Genomic DNA, 18,025 nt, shown 5'->3' with positions numbered 1-18,025 from the left:
TATTATTTAATACGCTGCTTAAATGAATATAGAAAATAATAAAAATGAAGACGCCCTGAAACTGGCATTAAGCCAGGTAAAGCAGGAGCGTGAGATAATTTATGCAGGCGGCGGCAAAAAAGCAATACAAAAGCAAAAAGAAAAGAACAAACTGCTTGCACGGGAACGTATTGAATATTTGACGGACACCGGCACACCTTTTGTAGAAATTGGTGTTTTTGCCGGCTATGAAATGTATGAAGCATACGGTGGCTGCCCTGCAGGCGGAACGGTTGCCGGCATTGGTTATGTAAGCGGAAAGCAATGCGTAATTGTAGCCAATGATCAAACCGTAAAAGCCGGTGCGTGGTTTCCGGTTACCGGTAAAAAAAATCTGCGCATGCAGGAAATTGCCATGGAAAATAATCTCCCGGTCATTTACCTGGTAGACAGTGCCGGCGTTTTTTTGCCCATGCAGGATGAAATTTTTCCGGATAAAGAACATTTTGGCCGGATATTTCGCAATAATGCACGCATGAGCGCTATGGGTATTACCCAGATTGCCGCGGTAATGGGCGCCTGTGTGGCAGGTGGCGCCTACCTTCCCGTAATGAGCGATGAAACGCTGATCGTAAAAAACCAGGGCTCTATTTTTCTTGCCGGACCTTACTTAGTGAAAGCCGCCATTGGGGAGGAGGTAGATGCGGAAAGTTTGGGCGGCGCGGTAACACATACCGAAATTAGCGGTATAGCCGACTATAAATTCGATACCGAACAGCAATGCTTAGATGAAATAAAAAAGATATGCGCTAAGCTCGGCACAAAAGAAACGGCAGGATTCAACAGGATAAAAAGCAAAGCCCCAAAAAAAGATCCCGCAGCCATATATGGCATTCTGCCTTCAGATGCAACAAAGCCATATGATATGCTCGACATTATAGAAAGCATAACAGATAATTCGGAGTTTGACCAGTACAAACGCGATTACGGTCAAACGATCTTATGTGGTTATGCCCGCATTGAAGGATGGGCAGTTGGCATAGTGGCCAACCAGCGTAAAATAATTAAGAACAAACGGGGTGAAATGCAGATGGGTGGCGTTATTTATAACGACAGCGCGGATAAGGCTGCCCGTTTTATCATGAATTGCAATCAAAAAAATATTCCCCTGGTTTTTTTGCAGGATGTAACGGGGTTTATGGTGGGCAGCCGCAGCGAACATTCGGGCATTATTAAAGACGGCGCTAAAATGGTGAATGCCGTAGCCAATTCTGTTGTACCCAAAATAACGATCATTATTGGCAACTCATACGGAGCCGGCAATTACGCCATGTGCGGCAAAGCTTATGATCCCCGCTTTATTTATGCATGGCCCTCTGCAAAAATAGCGGTAATGGGCGGCGAGCAGGCCGCTCAAACCTTATTGCAAATACAGGTGAATGCCCTGAAAGCAAAAGGAGAAACCATTGATCCCGCAGCAGAGAAAAAATTATTAGATGACATAAAAAACCGCTACGAAAAGCAAACTACCCCGTTTTATGCCGCCGCACGGTTATGGGTAGACGATATCATTGATCCGGCAGATACCCGTAAACTAATTGCAGAAGGGATAGCCGCGGCCAATCATAAAAAAACAACAGACAGCTTTAGCACCGGTGTTTTTCAGGTGTGAGGTATGGGGTATGAGGTATAAGGTGTGGGGTATAGGGGGTGAGGTGTGAGGTAGCAGGTATGAGGTAGCAGTTAGTTTTAAACAATCAATCAAGTCAAATGACAATTTCTATATACCAGGCAGATGCCTTTACACAACATATCTTTGGAGGAAATCCCGCCGCCGTATGCCCCTTGGAAGAATGGCTGCCGGACGCTCTCATGCAAAATATAGCGCTGGAAAACAATCTTGCCGAAACGGCATTTATTGTTCCTGAAAATGACGGATACTACATTCGATGGTTTACGCCGGCAGTTGAAGTAGATCTTTGCGGACACGCCACACTGGCGGCTGCGCATGTTTTTTTCACCCATCTAAATTACCCGGGAAAAGAGATCAGCTTTCATTCAAGAAGTGGACTGCTAAAAGTTACACGGCAAAAAAACGGGCAGCTTACTTTGGATTTTCCGGCAGACCGTTTTGAAAGCGTAACCGATATACCTGCAGCCATTGGCGAAGGCCTGGGGATAACGGTAAATGAAGTATACAAAGGTAAGTTTGATTACATGGTGGTGGTAAACGACCAGCAAACAATTGAACAATTACAGCCCGATTTTAAAATTTTAGCTACCCTTAAAAGCCGTGGCGTACTGGCAACGGCCCGTGGCAATGAAGCAGATTTTGTTTCGCGCTGTTTCTTTCCGCAAAGCGGAATTGATGAAGACCCGGTTACAGGATCGGCGCATACTTTGCTTACACCTTACTGGGCAGGCGTATTGGGCAAAAATACGCTCAAAGCCATACAACTGTCTGCAAGAAAGGGATATTTGGATTGTGAACTATCGGGCGACAGGGTATTAATGAGCGGCTATGCCGTTACGTATATGAAAGGAGAAATAATAGCATAAAATCCGAAGTATTTAAATTCGAATTTCGAAATTTAATACTTCGGACTTCCGGCAACAACTATGACTCAATCAACACTGATCATTTATACCGATGGCGCGGCAAGAGGAAACCCCGGACGGGGAGGGTATGGCGCTGTTCTAAAATGGGGCGCCGCTGAAAAAGAGCTATCGCAGGGCTACCGGCTCACTACCAATAACCGTATGGAACTGATGGCAGTGATTGCGGCGCTGGAAGCATTAACCAAAAACAACATGCCCGTTACCATTTATTCCGACAGCCAGTACGTGGTGAGAGCCGTAAAAGAAGGCTGGCTTAAAAAATGGATCGCAACCGATTTTAAAGGCGGCAAAAAAAATAAAGATCTCTGGAAGCGTTATTACCAGCTTTCACAAAAACATAGTATACAATTTGTATGGGTAAAAGGCCATGCAGATAATCCTTACAATAATCGTTGTGATGAACTGGCTACAGCAGCGGCAGACGGCAAAAACCTGTTAATAGATGATATGTATGAAAATGGAATCAATGACTGATTATAATCAAATTAATAAATTATGTATAAGCTCACGGGCAAAGTACAGCACTATGCATGGGGTGGAACAACATATATACCACAACTGTTAGGTATAAATAATAGCACGCAGCAACCCTATGCCGAATACTGGATGGGTGCACACGCCAGCGCGCCTTCCCTTGTTGAGCAAAATGCAAATCACCACATCGCCTTAAATGAACTGATCGGGAATAACCCTGCACAATGGTTGGGCGAAAAAACTGCCGCCCGGTTTGGCGGATTACCCTACCTGTTTAAAGTATTGGATGTAAAGGATATGCTTTCTATACAGGTACATCCTTCCAAAACAGAAGCGGAAAAAGGTTTTGCCAGGGAAAATGAAGCAGGTGTTGCGCTTAACGCACCACACCGCAATTATAAAGACGATAACCACAAACCCGAAGTAATGCTGGCATTAAGCGATTTTTGGTTATTGCATGGCTTTAAAGAAAGCGCATTGCTCCTCCAAACCCTCCGGGAAACGGAAGCTTTTCAAACCCTGCTGCCTGTATTTGAAAAGGAAGGTCATTATGGATTGTATAAACAGGTAATGGAGCTACCGCAGGCCGCCGTAGATAACCTGCTCAGCCCTTTACTTCAAGAAGCTGAACCTTTATATAAAGTCGGCCGGTTATCAAAATCCGGCCCGGCATACTGGGCATGTAAAACATTAGCCGCTAATAACGGTAACTATAACAATATAGACCGCGGGATATTTTCCATTTATTTTTTTAACATCGTACAGTTGCACCCCGGGCAGGCCATATTCCAGGGGGCAGGCGTGCCTCATGCCTACTTAGAAGGGCAGAATATTGAGCTGATGTCTAATTCTGATAATGTACTGCGCGGCGGATTAACGCTTAAGCATATAGATGTGCCTGAACTCTTAAAACATACTTTGTTCGAAGGTATTATCCCGCAGGTCATGAATGGAGAAAAAAACGGGGCGGAAACCGTGTATCATTGCCCTGTACCGGATTTTGAAGTAAGTAACATTACGGTTAACAAGCTGTCTGCATACCGGCATACCGCTTTTTCGGTAGAAATATTATTGATTACAGAAGGCGAGGCTGAGATCACAACCCCTGTACAAACACTTCACGTAAAAAAAGGAGAAGCTGTGCTGGTAGGCGCTTCCGAAACCTATACCATAGGCGCCGGCACAAAGGCGGTATTATATAAAGCGGGCGTACCGGAGCAGGATGCAATCATAAACAACAAACCATAAACTACAGACTAAAAATCCGAAGCCGGGAATTCGAAATCCAGGGGAAATACAAAGCACCAAATAGCAAATAACAAGCACCAAATAAATTAAAAAATCCGAAGCCGGTAATCCGAAATCCGAATATAAAGCATCAAGAAACCAAATGACAAAAACCATAGAAAATTCAAAATTCAAATCCGAAGACAGAAATCCGCAATCCGAAGCGAAATGCAACCATAAACTGTAAATTAAAAAGCCCCGAGGAGGCTGTTAGCTATGAGCAGAAAAGGAGTATTCAGCCTGTCGTTAGTAGTTACTCACCTGATTGCTGATTACCGGAATACCATTTAACCCGCCGGGTCTATCTCTATATCATATTTATCTAAAAGTCCCGGAATGCCGGAAAGTGAGAACCTGGCTTTTTTAATACGGTTTACTTCCGGGTTAATGGAATAATGGAAAGAACTGCGGAAGTCGGCTTTCTCCAGTATGCTGTTCTCGAACTTCGCATCGGTAAGGTCGCATTTATCAAAAACAGATTGGGTTAAATCGCATTCTGTAAAATCCACTTCTTTGAGCTGTGTATTTTTAAAAAGCGTTTTTTTGATCTTGGTCTTATAAAAAGAAGAATGACTGAGATTACAATTATCAAAGCTGAATGATAAGCCAAACTGGCTGCAGTTTTCAAAATGAAGGCCCAGCATTTTGCAGTCGGTGAATTGTATATCCCTGAATGCGGTTGTTGCAAGGTGTGCCATACTCAGGTTACAGCCTTTAAATGCGCATTCCAAAAAGCGTATATCGTTAAGCCCGGCGTTGGAAAAATCGCAGCCAGTAAAACTACAGTTTTCATATTCGCCTTTAGCCAATGCTTGTTGTGTAAAATCTTTTTTATCAAATGTTTTGTCTTGTATGACTAATGCTTCCATGCCAGTTGTTTAAGATGTTGCAATGTATAGAATGCAAAGCACCAGGAGCCAAATAATATACAGCTGCTTCGTTCCCCAGCATGACAGGCAAAATTCAAATCCGAAGGTTTAAATTTCGAAATCCGAAGCAAAATCCGGAACTCTCCCTCTCCCCGCCCCGCAGCGGCGGGGGACGATGCTTAATGACAACGCTAAGCGTAGGATCTTCCATTCCAACTATTGAATAAAAGTGAACAACGCTATAGCTGGCTGATCAAAACAGGTTCAAAATATTACTTTGCGTTCTTTGCTCCTTTGCGCTCTTTGCGTGAAACAATCCGAAGCGAAATCCCAACGGTAAACTAAGAACGATAAACCCCAAATTGTATATCCCGAACGAAATCAATTCAATCTCAAATTTCAAATCTCCCAATTCCCATTGCCGGATCACTGATACTATGTTTTTCCGTTTCTACCCTTCCGGCAAAACGATGCAGGAAGCCGTTGCCGGATTGTATAGAAAAGTCGTACCAGTTGCCGCTATTGGCCAGCAGCCATTGTATGCGCCTGGTTTTTCCGGGTGCAAGTTCAAATGCAGCCGGTACATTATATCCATAGGCATTGGAAACCATGCTAACAGGAATTGCAACGCTATGGGGGTTATGCAGGCTAACTGCTATCCCTCCTTTCCTGTGGTTGTATTTTAGTTTTATTTCGGGTTCCGCTGCTGTAATATTCCCCGAAAATTTATGAAAATAGCCATTGGTTCCATATACTTCCAGGTCGTAGGCGGCATTGTCTTCCGCTACGTTCCATTCATCTGTGAGCGATTTTCCGGCTTCTACGGTATAACGGCGGGGGATACGGTCTAAGTGCTTAAGATCATATACATGATATACCGCACCTGCCTTGCCGTCGTTTTCAAACAACAGCCTGATCTTTTGCTCCTGTTGCAGCAGTTGAAGGTGTGTATACAGGCGGTAGGGCAGGGCTCTTGAATAGCGGGTTCCTTTTTCCTGGTACAGCGGGGAGGGCGTTTCCGGCGCCACGGCTTTGGGCAGTAATTTGGAAGCTTCATCGAGCGCGGCGTGATTGGCTGTTTCCGGCATTGGAGGAAATACAGGATCATTAGGGGTTTCAAAATCAAACGCGGATAGCAGGTCGCTGCATACCGCACGGTGCCAGGGGCTGATGGCAGGAATGGTAACGCCAAAGCGTTTTTCAATGAACTGTCCCACAGAGGTATGATCCGCCACCTGCGAATCTACCCAACCGCCTTTGCTCCATGGAGAAATGATATACAACGGCACCCGCGGGCCTAATCCCCATGGACGAATATTACCGCTGATGGTATCGCGTTTATCCTGGTAGGTACGGGTTCTTACCGGGCCGCCCTTGCTCATCTCGCTGGCAAAATAAGGATTTGGAAATTCGGATGTGCCTTTATCGTTGTGGAAATACATTCCTGCCAGGTCAAGCGTTGATTTGCCTGCCATTGTACTATCTGCATTATAAGAAGGCACAGCCGGCGCCGGCAGGTGATCAAACAAACCATCGTTCTCATCAAAGGTGAGGAAGAAAACGGTTTTGCTCCATACTTCGGGATTAGCAGTAAGCGCTGATAAAATTGCGTGCGTAAAATCGGCGCCACGGTAAGGGCTGGAAGGGGCTCCCGGATGTTCCGAATCTATTTGCGCAGGCAGCACCCAGCTTACCTGGGGCAGGGTATTGTTTTTTACATCTTCCGCCAGTTTTTGTATTGTCCAGTGGCGCATGCCTTTTTCATAAATGGCTGAACCTGGTTTGGCTGATCTGAAACTTTCAAACGCAAGGCAGCCGTGCATGGCTCCGCTCCAGTTATCATTAGGGTTTTGGTAAATGCGCCAACTGATCCCCGCTTTTTCCAGTACATCGGGTATAGTGGACCATTGAAACGCATTACCCCGGTAGGTATAGCCGGGATCGGGCATTTTGTTGTTCACCCAGCAACGGAGATTTACTGGCTCCGAATCTTCATCGGTGCAGTTAATGCCGGCCGCTCTTTTATCAGGATTGAAATTGCTGCCCGACCAGAATACGATCCTGTTGGGATCCGTGCCGGTTGCTACGGAGCAATGGTGTGCATCGCAAATGGTAAAAGATTCGGCTAATGCGTATTGAAAGGGTATCTCTTCACGGGTATAATAGGCCATGGAATAAGGCGTTTTGAAAAGCGGCCAGTGGCCGTATTTCCCCTGGTTCCAGGCGGCCTGCATGTCGGGGAAGTCGTGGGGCGTGCCGTTGATGAGGGCAGCGTTAGACTTCTTTTTGCTGGCGTGGTAAGGTGGAATGATCTTTTTACCGTTCGACTGAAAGAATGCCCGTTCACCGCTTTCGAGGGGAATGGGAAACCTGTCGCCAAATCCCCGTACTCCTTTCATGGTACCGAAATAGTGATCGAAGGACCGGTTCTCCTGCATAAGAATTACAATATGCTGCACATCGCGGATAGAACGGCTGGCATTATGAGCTTCTACTGCCAGCACTTTTTGCAGCCATGTTGACCATACCGCGGCCGTGCCGGCCGTGGCAGACATTTTAATAAATTTTCTCCTGTTAAGATTGGGCATGAAAGTAATGATTAACGGGTTTGAAAATGTATGTAGAGATGTTTATTCAGGCGGCACGCTAAAGATAAGCAATCTGCGTGGCAGTAGCTGATGTGGGAAATGTGGAAATATGAAAATTGAAAAATGACGGTTTGTTGAGCCTTGAAAGATGAGATGCTCAGCCTGGTTGGCGGTTCTTGTATTACCAGGAGTAATACGCGATATTATTACTTTCAGCATCCGGTGAATAACGTAACCCAAAATGAAAGAACCGCCACGGCAGATAAGTTCTGCAGTAGCGGTTCATAATGCGATATCTTTTCTGGCTTATGCTCCAATAACAACAGCGGTTATAGCCCCGGTTAAATCCCTTGGACCTTCGCCAACCGGTTCTTCATTGGTAGATACCTGGAACCATTGCACTTTATTGGCAGTGTCGGCATACCAGTTAAAATGCACCGGTCTTTCACTTTGCAAAATATGATACATGTCTGCAAAGTCAGAAATGGGCGCATAAGCAACCACGAATTTGGTGGTGCCTGGCGTTACATAGCCAATATCCGTATCGTTGATGATCGTTTCTCCGACAAAAAAATAAATTACGATATTTTGTACTGTAGCGGTGGGCGTTTTAGGTACCAGTGAAATCCACCTTCTGTGATAATTTGAGGCATTCCGTTGCCTGTTGGAACCCACATAATACGATTTGATTTCCATGTGCTGTTTATTTAAAAGGTTACAAAAGTTGCTATCATGTAAAAGATCATATAAGACAGTTATTTGTTACCCTTTGAAAAAACATTCGCCCCTGGTGAACTGTTTGCGGAAACCGGCATTCATCAATACCCTATTTCGGCCGGTGTGCTGAGCTGTTTTCCTAAATGGATCAATACAACAAAGGTGAACCCGTTACAGGTTCACCTTTTACATTCTACAGTTCCCTTTTCTTAAAACAAAGCATCAGGAACTGTGTGCAGGCTTCTCATGTGCGCTCTTATTTATTTTGTGGTGTTGCCGGCTGTTAAGTTAAAACGCCGGCTGTTCATTATTCATGGGGTGCTGCAACGGCAGTATACAACTATCTGTACTTCCTTAATTGTAGTTATTAAGCGGCTTCCTTTACAAATTGTACTTCAGCGGTGATCCTCACCTCATCGCTCACTAAAACCCCGCCTGTTTCAAGGGCAGCGTTCCAGTTTAATTCCCAGTCTTTCCTGTTGATCTTTCCGTTCAGTGAAAAACCGGCTTTCATATTTCCCCAGGGATCTTTGTTGATGCCCCCGAACTCCACATCAAAGCTTACTTCCTTTTCAATACCTTTTATATTCAGTAAACCTTTCAGCAGGTAATTATCTTCATCGAGCCGGGTAAAGGAAATACCTGTAAATTTCAGCTCTTTGTGATTTTCAACGTCAAAAAAATCAGCGCTCTTTAAGTGTGTATCGCGGTCTGTGCTGTTGGTAAATACAGAATCTGCTTCAATAGTTACTTCAACGGTGCCTTTGCTGAAATCATCGTCTTCTGTTAAAACGGTAGCGTTAAATTTTCTGAACTCACCTTTTACATTGGTTATCATCATATGCCTTACCTTAAAAAGGATTTCACTGTGTGCGGGGTCTAATACCCATTTGGTTTGATTTGCCATGTTATGATCTTTAATTGTTTTGATTTAAGAATGCAAAGATCATACAACCATTTTTAGCAGGCATTCACCTGTGTTAATAAATGAAAAAACGGTACAGCACTATTTTTTTAGCGCTATTTCCTTTCGTATGCGGCTGAGCGACTGGGGTTTGATACCCAAATAAGAGGCAATGAGGTATTGGGGAATGCGTTGGGTAAAGTTGGGGAACTGTTGCGAAAATTCCATATACCGGGATTCGGCGTCTTCGCTGTTGGTTTTGGCAAGCCGGTATTGCAACGCAACAAAAGCGTTCTGGATCAGTAAACGGAAAAAACGGTCTATTTCCGGGCAGAGATCGCATGCTTTACGGAAGCTTTGCCTGTTCAGCAACAGCACACGGGCCGGTTCAAGCGTTTCGATGGTATAGATTCCTTTCCTGTCGGAAAAAAAGCTGTAGAGATCAGATATCCAGTGTCCTTCAAGCGCAAACTGCATGGCATGTTTATCGCCCTTTTTGTCAACAATATAAGAATAGCAGGCGCCCTGTTCTATGAAGTAAATATACTTGCAGGATCGGCCCTCTTCGGCAAGCAATACTTTTTTATCAAAAGATTTGGGAAATACGCAGTCCAGAAAAGCGTCGAAAGCAATGTCGGTAAGGTGGTGACCTAATGTTTTTTCTATATGCTGTCTTAATAAAGATTGCATCTGGTAAAGTATGTGCTGGTTTACGCCTCACCTTTCCTCTGCATATTAGGTTATTTATAGCAAATCCGGAAGTGTGGTTATATTAAACCATTGCAAAAGCGGCTGTGGCTGCTGTTCATCGAAGAAAAAAGATCATTCGCCGAATACCGCCACCGTGGTTGCGGAAACACTTACAGGGAAACCTATATTTGCAAAGGTTTTTCATAGGATATTGGATTTAAAACGGGGTGCATTTCTATGCTGCCCCTTTTTTTATGCTTTAAATTAAAAAAGAAAAATTTATTGAATCTCTGCCTTTGGTCTAAATTTGCGGCCACTAAAATTGAGTGAAATGCAGGAAGGAAAGCGTCAGAAACAGGTAGCGGGCTTATTATATGAGGAATTTAATGAAATATTTCAACGGCTGGGGCTGACTATGCTTGAGGGTGGAATGGTTTCCATAGCATCGGTAAAGGTTACGCCCGATTTGCTGGAGGCCAGAATATACCTGAGCTTCTTTCAGTTAAAAGACCCTAATGAAGGCCTAAAGAAAATTGAGGATAAAGCCTGGGAAATTAAAAAGGAATTAACAGCAAGAGTGAAGCACCAGTTGCGCCGCATACCCGAATTGAAATTTTATATAGACGATACACTCGACCATGTATTCAAAATGGAAGCGCTCTTTAAAAAGCTCAATTCGGAAAGAGATGAGAAGAATCAATAATTTGTGAGCTGCTTTCCGGCCGGGTGCATCCCCCACCGTGGGCGGTGTCTGCACCGCCCACAGAAGAAAACGCAATGCTACAATTTGGAATGCACCCCCTGTTTCTATAAAATCTTTTTATATATTACATAATATAAGCCATTTATATTGTACCTGATCTTTGCCTGGAGATATTTTAAAGCAAAAAAATCTACCAATGCCATTAACATCATTGCGTGGGTAAGCGTAACGGCCATCGCTTTTGCCACAGCGGCCCTGTTGGTGCTATGGAGTGCTTTTAACGGGTTTGAAGGCCTGGTAAAATCGCTGTACTCAACGTTCTATACCGATCTTAGGGTAACGGCTGCATCCGGCAAAACCATTATGCTCACATCTTCGCAAATAGCTGCGCTTAATAAATTAAACAATGTAAGCAACCTTTCACTGGTGGCGGAAGAAAAAGCCCTCCTGCAGAACCAGGACTACCAGGCTATTATTGAGCTAAAGGGAGTTGATGCTAACTACACCAAAGTTACCACAGTTGAGCAAAGCCTTGTAAGAGGTAAGTTTTTACTGGGAGATGCCGAACAGCCGGGGGCGGTAATGGGTGTAGGCATAGAAAACGCGGTAGCCATCTTAAGCGACAGGGCCATTGGCGCGCTTACTGTTTATTTGCCCAAAAAAGGAGCAGACGATATCAGCAATCCTTTATCCTCATTTAATGAAGGAAAGATCATTCCCAACGGCGCTTTTGCTGTTGAACAGGGATTTGATAATAAATACGTGCTTACCAACCTTGATTTTGTAAGGCAGTATATGAATTTTAAGCCCGATGAATATACGGCTGTGGAAATAGCGCTTACTAATACAGATAAGGAAAAAATAACAAAAAATGAAATTCAGCAGCTATTAGGCCAAGGTTATCTTGTTCAAACCCGTTATGAACAAAACAGCAGCTTATACAATGTAATGCGCCTGGAGAAGTACGCCATTTTCGGCATCTTTATTTTAGTGTTGATAGTAGCGGCATTTAACATGATAGGCGCTTTGAGCATGCTGGTGCTGGAAAAGCAAAAAGACATTCAGATTTTACAATCTATGGGAGCCACGAGGGGCTGGATACAAAAGGTTTTTTTAACGGAAGGCATTGTGCTGGCTGCTGTGGGCGCCGGAATAGGAATCATACTGGCATTGCTGCTCTGCTTTTTACAGTTGCAGTTTAAGCTTATTCCGCTGGAAGGCAGTTCTTTTATTATTGATTACTACCCCGTTAAACTGGTACTTTCCGATTTTATAATTGTTGCCGCCACCGTTTTTATCATTGCCATCACCGCATCATGGCTTCCTTCCAAACGTGCGGCCGGCCAGCCGTTTGAACTGAGAAATTAGGTAAATCGCTTTTGGGCTAATTTACTTACTTTGCCGTTCAATTTGATCAGCAAGCATAATGAAGAAATATTCGAGGATTTTCAATTACCTGAAGCAATACCAATCGCAGATTGTTCTTTACTTTATTTGCATCATACTTTCCATTGTTTTTTCTGTTGTTTCCCTGGGTATGCTTGCTCCTTTTTTTGATCTTATTTTTATGGGTGATGGTGTGGGTGCGGTACCTAAAGCCGACAGCCCGCTAACAGCATATATTCGCGAATTTTTAATATTATGGGTGGGCGATTTGAATCCCAAAGGGGCATTGGCCTTCATTTGTATTATTATTGTAACCTCCATTTTGCTGAAGAACCTGTTCCTCTATTTATCTTTTAATATTCTTAACCCCATAAAGAACCGGATCGTTAATACCCTCCGTTCGGAATTGTATACTAAAATCCTGGGGCTGCCTATCGGCTATTTTACCGAAAAAAGAAAAGGCGACCTCATCAGCCGCATCACCAATGATGTATCGGAAGTGGAGGTTTCGCTGGTAGGTGCCCTGGAAGGCTGGATACGCGATCCTTTGACCATTGTTATCAACTTTGCGGTTCTGTTCTATATCAGCCCGCAGTTAACGCTTGCCATTCTTGTTTGCATTCCGATCGTAGGGTTTATTCTGGGACGGATTTCCCGGTCGCTGAAAAAGCAATCCAATGCGGCCGCTGTAAAGCTGGGCGAATCGCTTTCAGTATTAGATGAAACCCTCAACGGGCTGCGGGTGATCAAGGCATTTAATATTGAAACTTTGCTTAAGGGCAGGTTTGGCAAAATAAATGATGAATTGTTGTATGCTAAGAACAAGATCAGCCGCCGCCGTGACCTGGCATCTCCCATGTCGGAATTTTTAGGCGTACTGGTTTTTGTAGGTATACTATGGTTTGGCGGGCAGCTGGTGCTGGGTAAGCAGCTTTCGCTTTCTCCATCCATGTTCCTGGCCTATCTCGCCATGTTTTATAATATCATCAATCCTGTAAAAACATTATCTACCTCTTTCAGTAATATGCAAAAAGGCTCTTCGGCTATCGTGCGGATAGAAGAAATATTAAAAACGAAAGTAACGGTAGATGATAATCCTAACGGGAAGCAACTGCTTTCTTTCAATAGCCACATTGAGTTCCGTAATGCATGCTTTGCGTATGATGATGCTGTGATACTCAAAAATATCAACCTTACCATTGAAAAAGGGAAAACAGTGGCCCTTGTAGGATCTTCCGGCGCCGGTAAATCTACCCTGGCCGACCTGGTACCCCGGTTTCACGATGTAACCAGCGGGGAAGTGTTAATTGATGGCATCAATATCAAAGACTATTCACTGCATTCTGTGCGCAGCCTCATGAGCATCGTTACCCAGGAGCCCATACTTTTTAACGATACCATCGCCAATAATATAGCGCTGGGGCACCAGGATGCTACTGATGAAGCCATCATTCATGCGGCAAAAATTGCCAATGCCCATGATTTTATTACTAAAAAGGAAGGTGGATATAACAGTAATATCGGCGACAGGGGTACAAAGCTGAGTGGTGGTGAAAGGCAAAGGCTTACGATTGCACGGGCGGTATTAAAAAATCCGCCTATTCTTATATTAGACGAAGCCACCTCTTCTTTAGATACAGAAAGCGAAAGGTTAGTGCAGGATGCGATCAATAACCTTATGATTGACCGCACTTCTATCGTTATTGCGCACCGGCTGTCTACTGTTCGGCATGCAGATGAAATTCTGGTGCTGCAAAAAGGCGAAATAGCCGAAAGAGGAACGCACGACCAGTTGCTGGCCGTTAACGGCATTTACCGCAGGCTGGTGGAAATGCAGGAGGTGAGATAGGGGTGCAGGTTACAGGGTGCAGGGTACAGGTTGCAGGTTGCAGGGTGCAGGTTGCAGGGTACAGGTTGCAGGATTCAGAAGAGAAATGTGGGGAATGTGGAGATGTGAAAATGTGAGGAATGTGCTGGTTTGAAAATGAGGCGATTAGCTAGTATTTATTCCATCATATAGTACTTACCCGGCTATAGCTAATGGCTAATTGCCACAGGCATCAAGATCCAAATGACAAGAACCAAATATAAATTCAAATCCGAACCCTCAAACTCGAAATTCGAGGAAAAGAGATGTGAAATGAGAGAAAGATCACAGATACCCGATAGCTGATCGCTCACACCCGATCGGAATCTACTTCAGACTCAAAAATTATATCCCATGGTAAAGAACGGTTTGTTGCCGTAAGGCGAGCGCGACTCCTGCAGTACATCGTATTGGAGCATAAGGAGCAATGCACCGTTTCCCCCGGTTGGAATAGCTGCACCACCACCAATTAATAAGGAAGGAACAAATTGGCCTTTTAATTTTTCAGTAGGACTGTTATCGGCGTATTTTATAGAGCCCCAGCTATAATTAACTTCGGGTTGTGCCTGTATTAATATATAGGGAATAGGGTACACCCTGCCAAATATATTTAACCCTGTATAGCCTGACCTGGTTTTTGCTTCAACGCTACTCCAATAGGTTGTGTAGCTGTAATAATTAAAATTAATGCCGGCGCCTGCCGCAAAGTGTGTGTTAAACCTGTAGCCTGCCTGGGGTGAAACGATTATGGACGAAGTGTTGCTGCCAAATCCCAATCCAAAATTGCCTCCGAAAAATAATTTTGATTTATCGAATCCTTTGGATGATGGCTCTTCCGGTTTATCCTGTGCATACGTTGTTTGTGTTAGCGCTGTTGTGATCACTACTAACAGCATCATTATTTTTTTCATCAGTCAAAAATTTTACCCGCGTTTAAAATGTTATTGGGGTCAAATACTTTTTTAATACCCTGCATCAGTTGTAATTGGGTTGCGTTCATAACAATATCCATATAACTTTTCTGCACCAACCCTATACCATGTTCCCCGCTGATGGTTCCTCCCAGGTCCTTTACCAGTTCAAATAAAGCGCGTAAACCTTCAACCATCGCCGGTTCGGTTAAGCTGTTAGCGGTGTCTTCTTTTTTAATGCGGATATGCAGGTTGCCATCGCCCGCATGTCCATAGCACACAGCATGAAAATGATGCTTTTTGCCTAATGCTTTTACACCTCTTATAAGGGCAGGTAAAGCGGCACGTGGCACCACCGTGTCTTCCTCAATCATATAGCCTTTTATTTTTACGGCTTCTGCTACCTGCCGGCGGAGCTTCCACAAAGCGTTTTTTTGCTGCTCATCATCTGCAAAATAAATCTCTCCGCAATCATAACTTGTTAAAACTTCACTAATTGCTTCCATTTCCGCCATTAAAGTTTCCATATGGTTGCCATCCACTTCAATAATAAGATGGGCTTCCGTTCCGGCTGTTATAGGTATAGTGGCATCCCCGGTCATGCTGCTTACGATCAGCAATGCATCTATTTCAACCAGTTCAAGGGCGCTGGGCGTAAACCCTGCCCTGAATATGGCGCTTACGGCTTCGCATGCTTTTTCAAGCGACTGAAAGGGCGCCAGCATCAGCAGATCATATTTGGGAAGCGGGATCAGCTTTAATACTATTTTAGTAACAATGGCCAGGGTTCCTTCGCTGCCAATGATTAACTGGGTAAGATTGTAGCCGGTAACATTTTTAAGCACGTTGGCTCCCGTCCATATTATATCGCCATTGGGCAGCACAATTTCAAGGTTGAGCACATAGTCTTTTACCACCCCGTATTTCACCGCTTTGGGTCCGCCGCTGTTTTCCGCTATATTACCTCCTATAAAACAGGAGCCCCGGCTGGCAGGGTCGGGAGGATAAAACAAGCCTTTAGCCTTAACCGCATTCTGCAATACTTCCGTTATCACTCCGGGCTCGGTAGTTACCTGCAGGTTGCTTTCATCAATGTGCAGTATACTGTTCATCCTTTCGGTAGAGATCAATACGCCGCCAAGATGCGGCAGGGCGCCTCCGCTTAAGCCCGTGCCGGCGCCTCTCGGTGTTACCGGGATCCGTTCGGCATTGCAGATTTTAAGTATCTCACTTATTTCAACCGCTGTACGCGGCTTCAGCACTACTTCCGGAGGAAAGGATAAGGCCTCGGTTTCATCATGCCCGTAATGCAGCCGGGTTGCTTCATCCTCCAGCACATAAGCAGCGCCAACAATAGTTTTAAACCGATTGATATGTTGTTGTGTAAGCCTGGTTTTTTCTGCGAAAGCTTCCATCAGGGATATAATTTTTGCAAAAATCGGTAATCGCATGCATATTCCATAAACTATAAGCTACGCATCGGCAATACTAAAAAGCGGCAGCAAGACTTTTTGCTATGATGCCGGCGCATTCTTTTATTTGATCTGCCGTAATCACCAAAGGCGGCGCCAATCTTATTTTATCTCCATGCGTGGGTTTAGCCAGCAAGCCGTTTTCTTTGAGCTCAAGACACAATTGCCATGCCGCATCGGAATGTGTGTGCTGAATAACAATGGCATTCAGCAAACCCTTTCCACGGATGGTATGAATATGAGGAGAATTTATTTTTTTTAATTCTGATCGCAGGAGCGCTCCCATCTGGTCTGCATTTTCAGCCATTCTTTCTTCTTTTAAAACGGATAACGCTGCAATGGCAACGCTGCATGCGAGCGGGTTTCCGCCATAGGTAGAACCGTGTTCACCAGGTTGTATGGTAAGCATAATTTCATTGTTAGCCAATACCGCGCTTACAGGTAAGGTGCCCCCGCTCAATGCTTTTCCTAATAAAAGGATATCCGGCTTAACATTTTCGTGGTCGCAGCATAGCAATTTACCGGTGCGGCATAACCCGGTTTGAATTTCATCTGCGATAAATAATACATTGTTTTCTTCACAAAGCTGTTTTGCTTTTTTAAGATAGCCCTCATCCGGTATTACTACCCCGGCTTCACCCTGGATGGGTTCAACCAAGAAGCCGGCAACATTCTTATCCGCTAATGCGGTGGCAAGGGCAGCAAGGTTATTATAGGGAATAATTTCAAAGCCCGGCGTAAAGGGCCCAAATTGTTTGGCAGACGAAGGGTCTGTACTAAAGGAAATGACCGAAAGAGTGCGTCCGTGAAAATTACCGGCGCAAACAATGATCTTCGCCCTGTTTTCGGGAATGCCTTTTACCTTATATCCCCAGCGCCTGCAAAGCTTGAGCGCTGTTTCCACGGCTTCAACGCCGGTATTCATGGGCAGCACTTTATCATAATCAAAATATTGTGTTATAAATTGCTCATATGTTCCAAGGATATTGTTATGAAAGGCTCTTGAAGTAAGGGTGAGCTGTTGCGCCTGCAGCAGGAGCGCGTTAATGATGCGCGGATGGCAATGCCCCTGGTTAACCGCCGAGTACCCGCTTAAAAAATCGTAATAGCGTTTATCATCCACATCCCATACAAACACGCCTTTTCCCCTGTTAAGCACTACAGGAATGGGATGATAATTGTGCGCGCCATACTTTTCTTCAAGGGTTAAATAATACGTTGTTTTTTCAGTGAGTGATACAGTAGCTGACATAATAAATATTGTTTTAGGGGTTTAAAACAATTGGAATGATTAAATAATTTCGGATAAAAGCAAGGAATGCTGTTAGTGGCAGCGTTGTTAGCTAAGCAGGATAGCATGAAAGCTATTGGTGATCGAGAAAATCAAGGTTACGATCAAGAAAGGATAATATGTGTGCCCGGTTTAAGATAACAATAAATTGTGCTGCAAGATACGAATAGTTTGGAAGTTTGTAGGTTACAAGTTACAGGTTACAAGTTGCAAGGTGTGCATGCCTAAAATAGGTTGACAAAAAACAGTCACTTATGATGAGGCAAAT

The 18,025-nt window shown here is 44.2% G+C and carries 15 protein-coding genes; 7 read left to right on the top strand and 8 right to left on the bottom strand.

Annotated features, from left to right (window positions below):
* The first annotated feature begins 22 nt into the window (after positions 1-22).
* The 4 genes from PLE34_RS13635 to manA all read left to right on the top strand — a co-directional run bounded on the left by PLE34_RS13635 (position 23) and on the right by manA (position 4,320).
* Positions 23-1,651 carry an acyl-CoA carboxylase subunit beta gene (locus tag PLE34_RS13635; protein ID WP_324557840.1) on the top strand — a complete coding sequence of 543 codons (1,629 nt, stop codon included), beginning with the start codon at positions 23-25 and terminating at the stop codon, positions 1,649-1,651.
* 98 nt (positions 1,652-1,749) lie between these two features.
* A complete protein-coding gene (locus tag PLE34_RS13630) occupies positions 1,750-2,538 on the top strand; it encodes a PhzF family phenazine biosynthesis protein (RefSeq protein ID WP_324557838.1) in 789 nt (262 codons plus the stop codon).
* Between the two features lie 60 nt (positions 2,539-2,598).
* Complete coding sequence (gene rnhA / locus PLE34_RS13625) at positions 2,599-3,072, top strand: ribonuclease HI (RefSeq protein ID WP_324557837.1); 474 nt, start codon at positions 2,599-2,601, stop codon at positions 3,070-3,072.
* A gap of 21 nt (positions 3,073-3,093) precedes the next feature.
* Positions 3,094-4,320, top strand: coding sequence for a mannose-6-phosphate isomerase, class I (gene manA / locus PLE34_RS13620; RefSeq protein ID WP_324557836.1), 1,227 nt, complete (start codon positions 3,094-3,096; stop codon positions 4,318-4,320).
* Between the two features lie 326 nt (positions 4,321-4,646).
* On the opposite strand, the gene PLE34_RS13615 is transcribed toward manA, so the two are convergent.
* The 5 genes from PLE34_RS13615 to PLE34_RS13595 all read right to left on the bottom strand — a co-directional run bounded on the left by PLE34_RS13615 (position 4,647) and on the right by PLE34_RS13595 (position 10,127).
* Positions 4,647-5,228 (bottom strand): pentapeptide repeat-containing protein, encoded by a 582-nt coding sequence (locus tag PLE34_RS13615; RefSeq protein ID WP_324557834.1) that lies wholly within the window; start codon positions 5,226-5,228, stop codon positions 4,647-4,649.
* Between the two features lie 392 nt (positions 5,229-5,620).
* Entirely contained in the window at positions 5,621-7,816 is a 2,196-nt protein-coding gene (locus PLE34_RS13610; protein WP_324557832.1) for a phosphocholine-specific phospholipase C, read from the bottom strand.
* A 306-nt stretch (positions 7,817-8,122) separates the two neighbouring features.
* Positions 8,123-8,512: a hypothetical protein gene (locus PLE34_RS13605; protein WP_324557831.1), complete on the bottom strand. Its 390-nt coding sequence runs from the start codon at positions 8,510-8,512 to the stop codon at positions 8,123-8,125.
* Positions 8,513-8,900: 388 nt separating this feature from the next.
* Positions 8,901-9,440, bottom strand: a complete 540-nt coding sequence (locus PLE34_RS13600; RefSeq protein ID WP_324557830.1) for a YceI family protein — start codon at positions 9,438-9,440, stop codon at positions 8,901-8,903.
* A 99-nt stretch (positions 9,441-9,539) separates the two neighbouring features.
* The gene (locus PLE34_RS13595) at positions 9,540-10,127 is read right to left on the bottom strand and encodes a Crp/Fnr family transcriptional regulator (protein WP_324557829.1); all 588 of its coding nucleotides are present in this window, start codon (positions 10,125-10,127) and stop codon (positions 9,540-9,542) included.
* A 331-nt stretch (positions 10,128-10,458) separates the two neighbouring features.
* On the opposite strand from PLE34_RS13595, the gene rbfA reads away from it, so the two are divergent.
* The 3 genes from rbfA (at position 10,459) to PLE34_RS13580 (ending at position 14,065) form a co-directional block, all read left to right on the top strand.
* Positions 10,459-10,830, top strand: coding sequence for a 30S ribosome-binding factor RbfA (rbfA, locus tag PLE34_RS13590; RefSeq protein ID WP_324557827.1), 372 nt, complete (start codon positions 10,459-10,461; stop codon positions 10,828-10,830).
* A gap of 147 nt (positions 10,831-10,977) precedes the next feature.
* Positions 10,978-12,198, top strand: coding sequence for an FtsX-like permease family protein (locus PLE34_RS13585; RefSeq protein WP_324557826.1), 1,221 nt, complete (start codon positions 10,978-10,980; stop codon positions 12,196-12,198).
* 58 nt (positions 12,199-12,256) lie between these two features.
* Positions 12,257-14,065 (top strand): ABC transporter ATP-binding protein, encoded by a 1,809-nt coding sequence (locus tag PLE34_RS13580; RefSeq protein WP_324557825.1) that lies wholly within the window; start codon positions 12,257-12,259, stop codon positions 14,063-14,065.
* 356 nt (positions 14,066-14,421) lie between these two features.
* Here the strand turns inward: PLE34_RS13580 and PLE34_RS13575 are convergent, their stop codons facing one another.
* The 3 genes from PLE34_RS13575 to rocD all read right to left on the bottom strand — a co-directional run bounded on the left by PLE34_RS13575 (position 14,422) and on the right by rocD (position 17,718).
* Positions 14,422-14,994, bottom strand: coding sequence for a hypothetical protein (locus tag PLE34_RS13575; RefSeq protein WP_324557823.1), 573 nt, complete (start codon positions 14,992-14,994; stop codon positions 14,422-14,424).
* Positions 14,994-16,409, bottom strand: coding sequence for an FAD-binding oxidoreductase (locus PLE34_RS13570; RefSeq protein ID WP_324557822.1), 1,416 nt, complete (start codon positions 16,407-16,409; stop codon positions 14,994-14,996). Before PLE34_RS13570 ends, PLE34_RS13575 begins: the two co-directional genes overlap by 1 nt.
* A 73-nt stretch (positions 16,410-16,482) precedes the next feature.
* Complete coding sequence (rocD, locus tag PLE34_RS13565) at positions 16,483-17,718, bottom strand: ornithine--oxo-acid transaminase (protein ID WP_324557821.1); 1,236 nt, start codon at positions 17,716-17,718, stop codon at positions 16,483-16,485.
* Positions 17,719-18,025: the final 307 nt, after the last annotated feature.

The organism is Agriterribacter sp., assembly GCF_035445465.1.
GTDB lineage: Bacteria > Bacteroidota > Bacteroidia > Chitinophagales > Chitinophagaceae > Agriterribacter.
This window is presented reverse-complemented; position numbering and strand designations above follow the sequence as displayed.

Bases quoted from the DNA above. Each gene is read 5' to 3' on its own strand.
- rnhA (WP_324557837.1), top strand. From the start codon at position 2,599: ATGACTCAATCAACACTGATCATTTATACCGATGGCGCGGCAAGAGGA.
- rocD (WP_324557821.1), bottom strand. From the start codon at position 17,718: ATGTCAGCTACTGTATCACTCACTGAAAAAACAACGTATTATTTAACC.
- PLE34_RS13635 (WP_324557840.1), top strand. From the start codon at position 23: ATGAATATAGAAAATAATAAAAATGAAGACGCCCTGAAACTGGCATTA.
- PLE34_RS13615 (WP_324557834.1), bottom strand. From the start codon at position 5,228: ATGGAAGCATTAGTCATACAAGACAAAACATTTGATAAAAAAGATTTT.
- PLE34_RS13580 (WP_324557825.1), top strand. From the start codon at position 12,257: ATGAAGAAATATTCGAGGATTTTCAATTACCTGAAGCAATACCAATCG.
- manA (WP_324557836.1), top strand. From the start codon at position 3,094: ATGTATAAGCTCACGGGCAAAGTACAGCACTATGCATGGGGTGGAACA.
- rbfA (WP_324557827.1), top strand. From the start codon at position 10,459: ATGCAGGAAGGAAAGCGTCAGAAACAGGTAGCGGGCTTATTATATGAG.
- PLE34_RS13600 (WP_324557830.1), bottom strand. From the start codon at position 9,440: ATGGCAAATCAAACCAAATGGGTATTAGACCCCGCACACAGTGAAATC.
- PLE34_RS13575 (WP_324557823.1), bottom strand. From the start codon at position 14,994: ATGAAAAAAATAATGATGCTGTTAGTAGTGATCACAACAGCGCTAACA.
- PLE34_RS13570 (WP_324557822.1), bottom strand. From the start codon at position 16,409: ATGGAAGCTTTCGCAGAAAAAACCAGGCTTACACAACAACATATCAAT.
- PLE34_RS13610 (WP_324557832.1), bottom strand. From the start codon at position 7,816: ATGCCCAATCTTAACAGGAGAAAATTTATTAAAATGTCTGCCACGGCC.
- PLE34_RS13595 (WP_324557829.1), bottom strand. From the start codon at position 10,127: ATGCAATCTTTATTAAGACAGCATATAGAAAAAACATTAGGTCACCAC.
- PLE34_RS13630 (WP_324557838.1), top strand. From the start codon at position 1,750: ATGACAATTTCTATATACCAGGCAGATGCCTTTACACAACATATCTTT.
- PLE34_RS13605 (WP_324557831.1), bottom strand. From the start codon at position 8,512: ATGGAAATCAAATCGTATTATGTGGGTTCCAACAGGCAACGGAATGCC.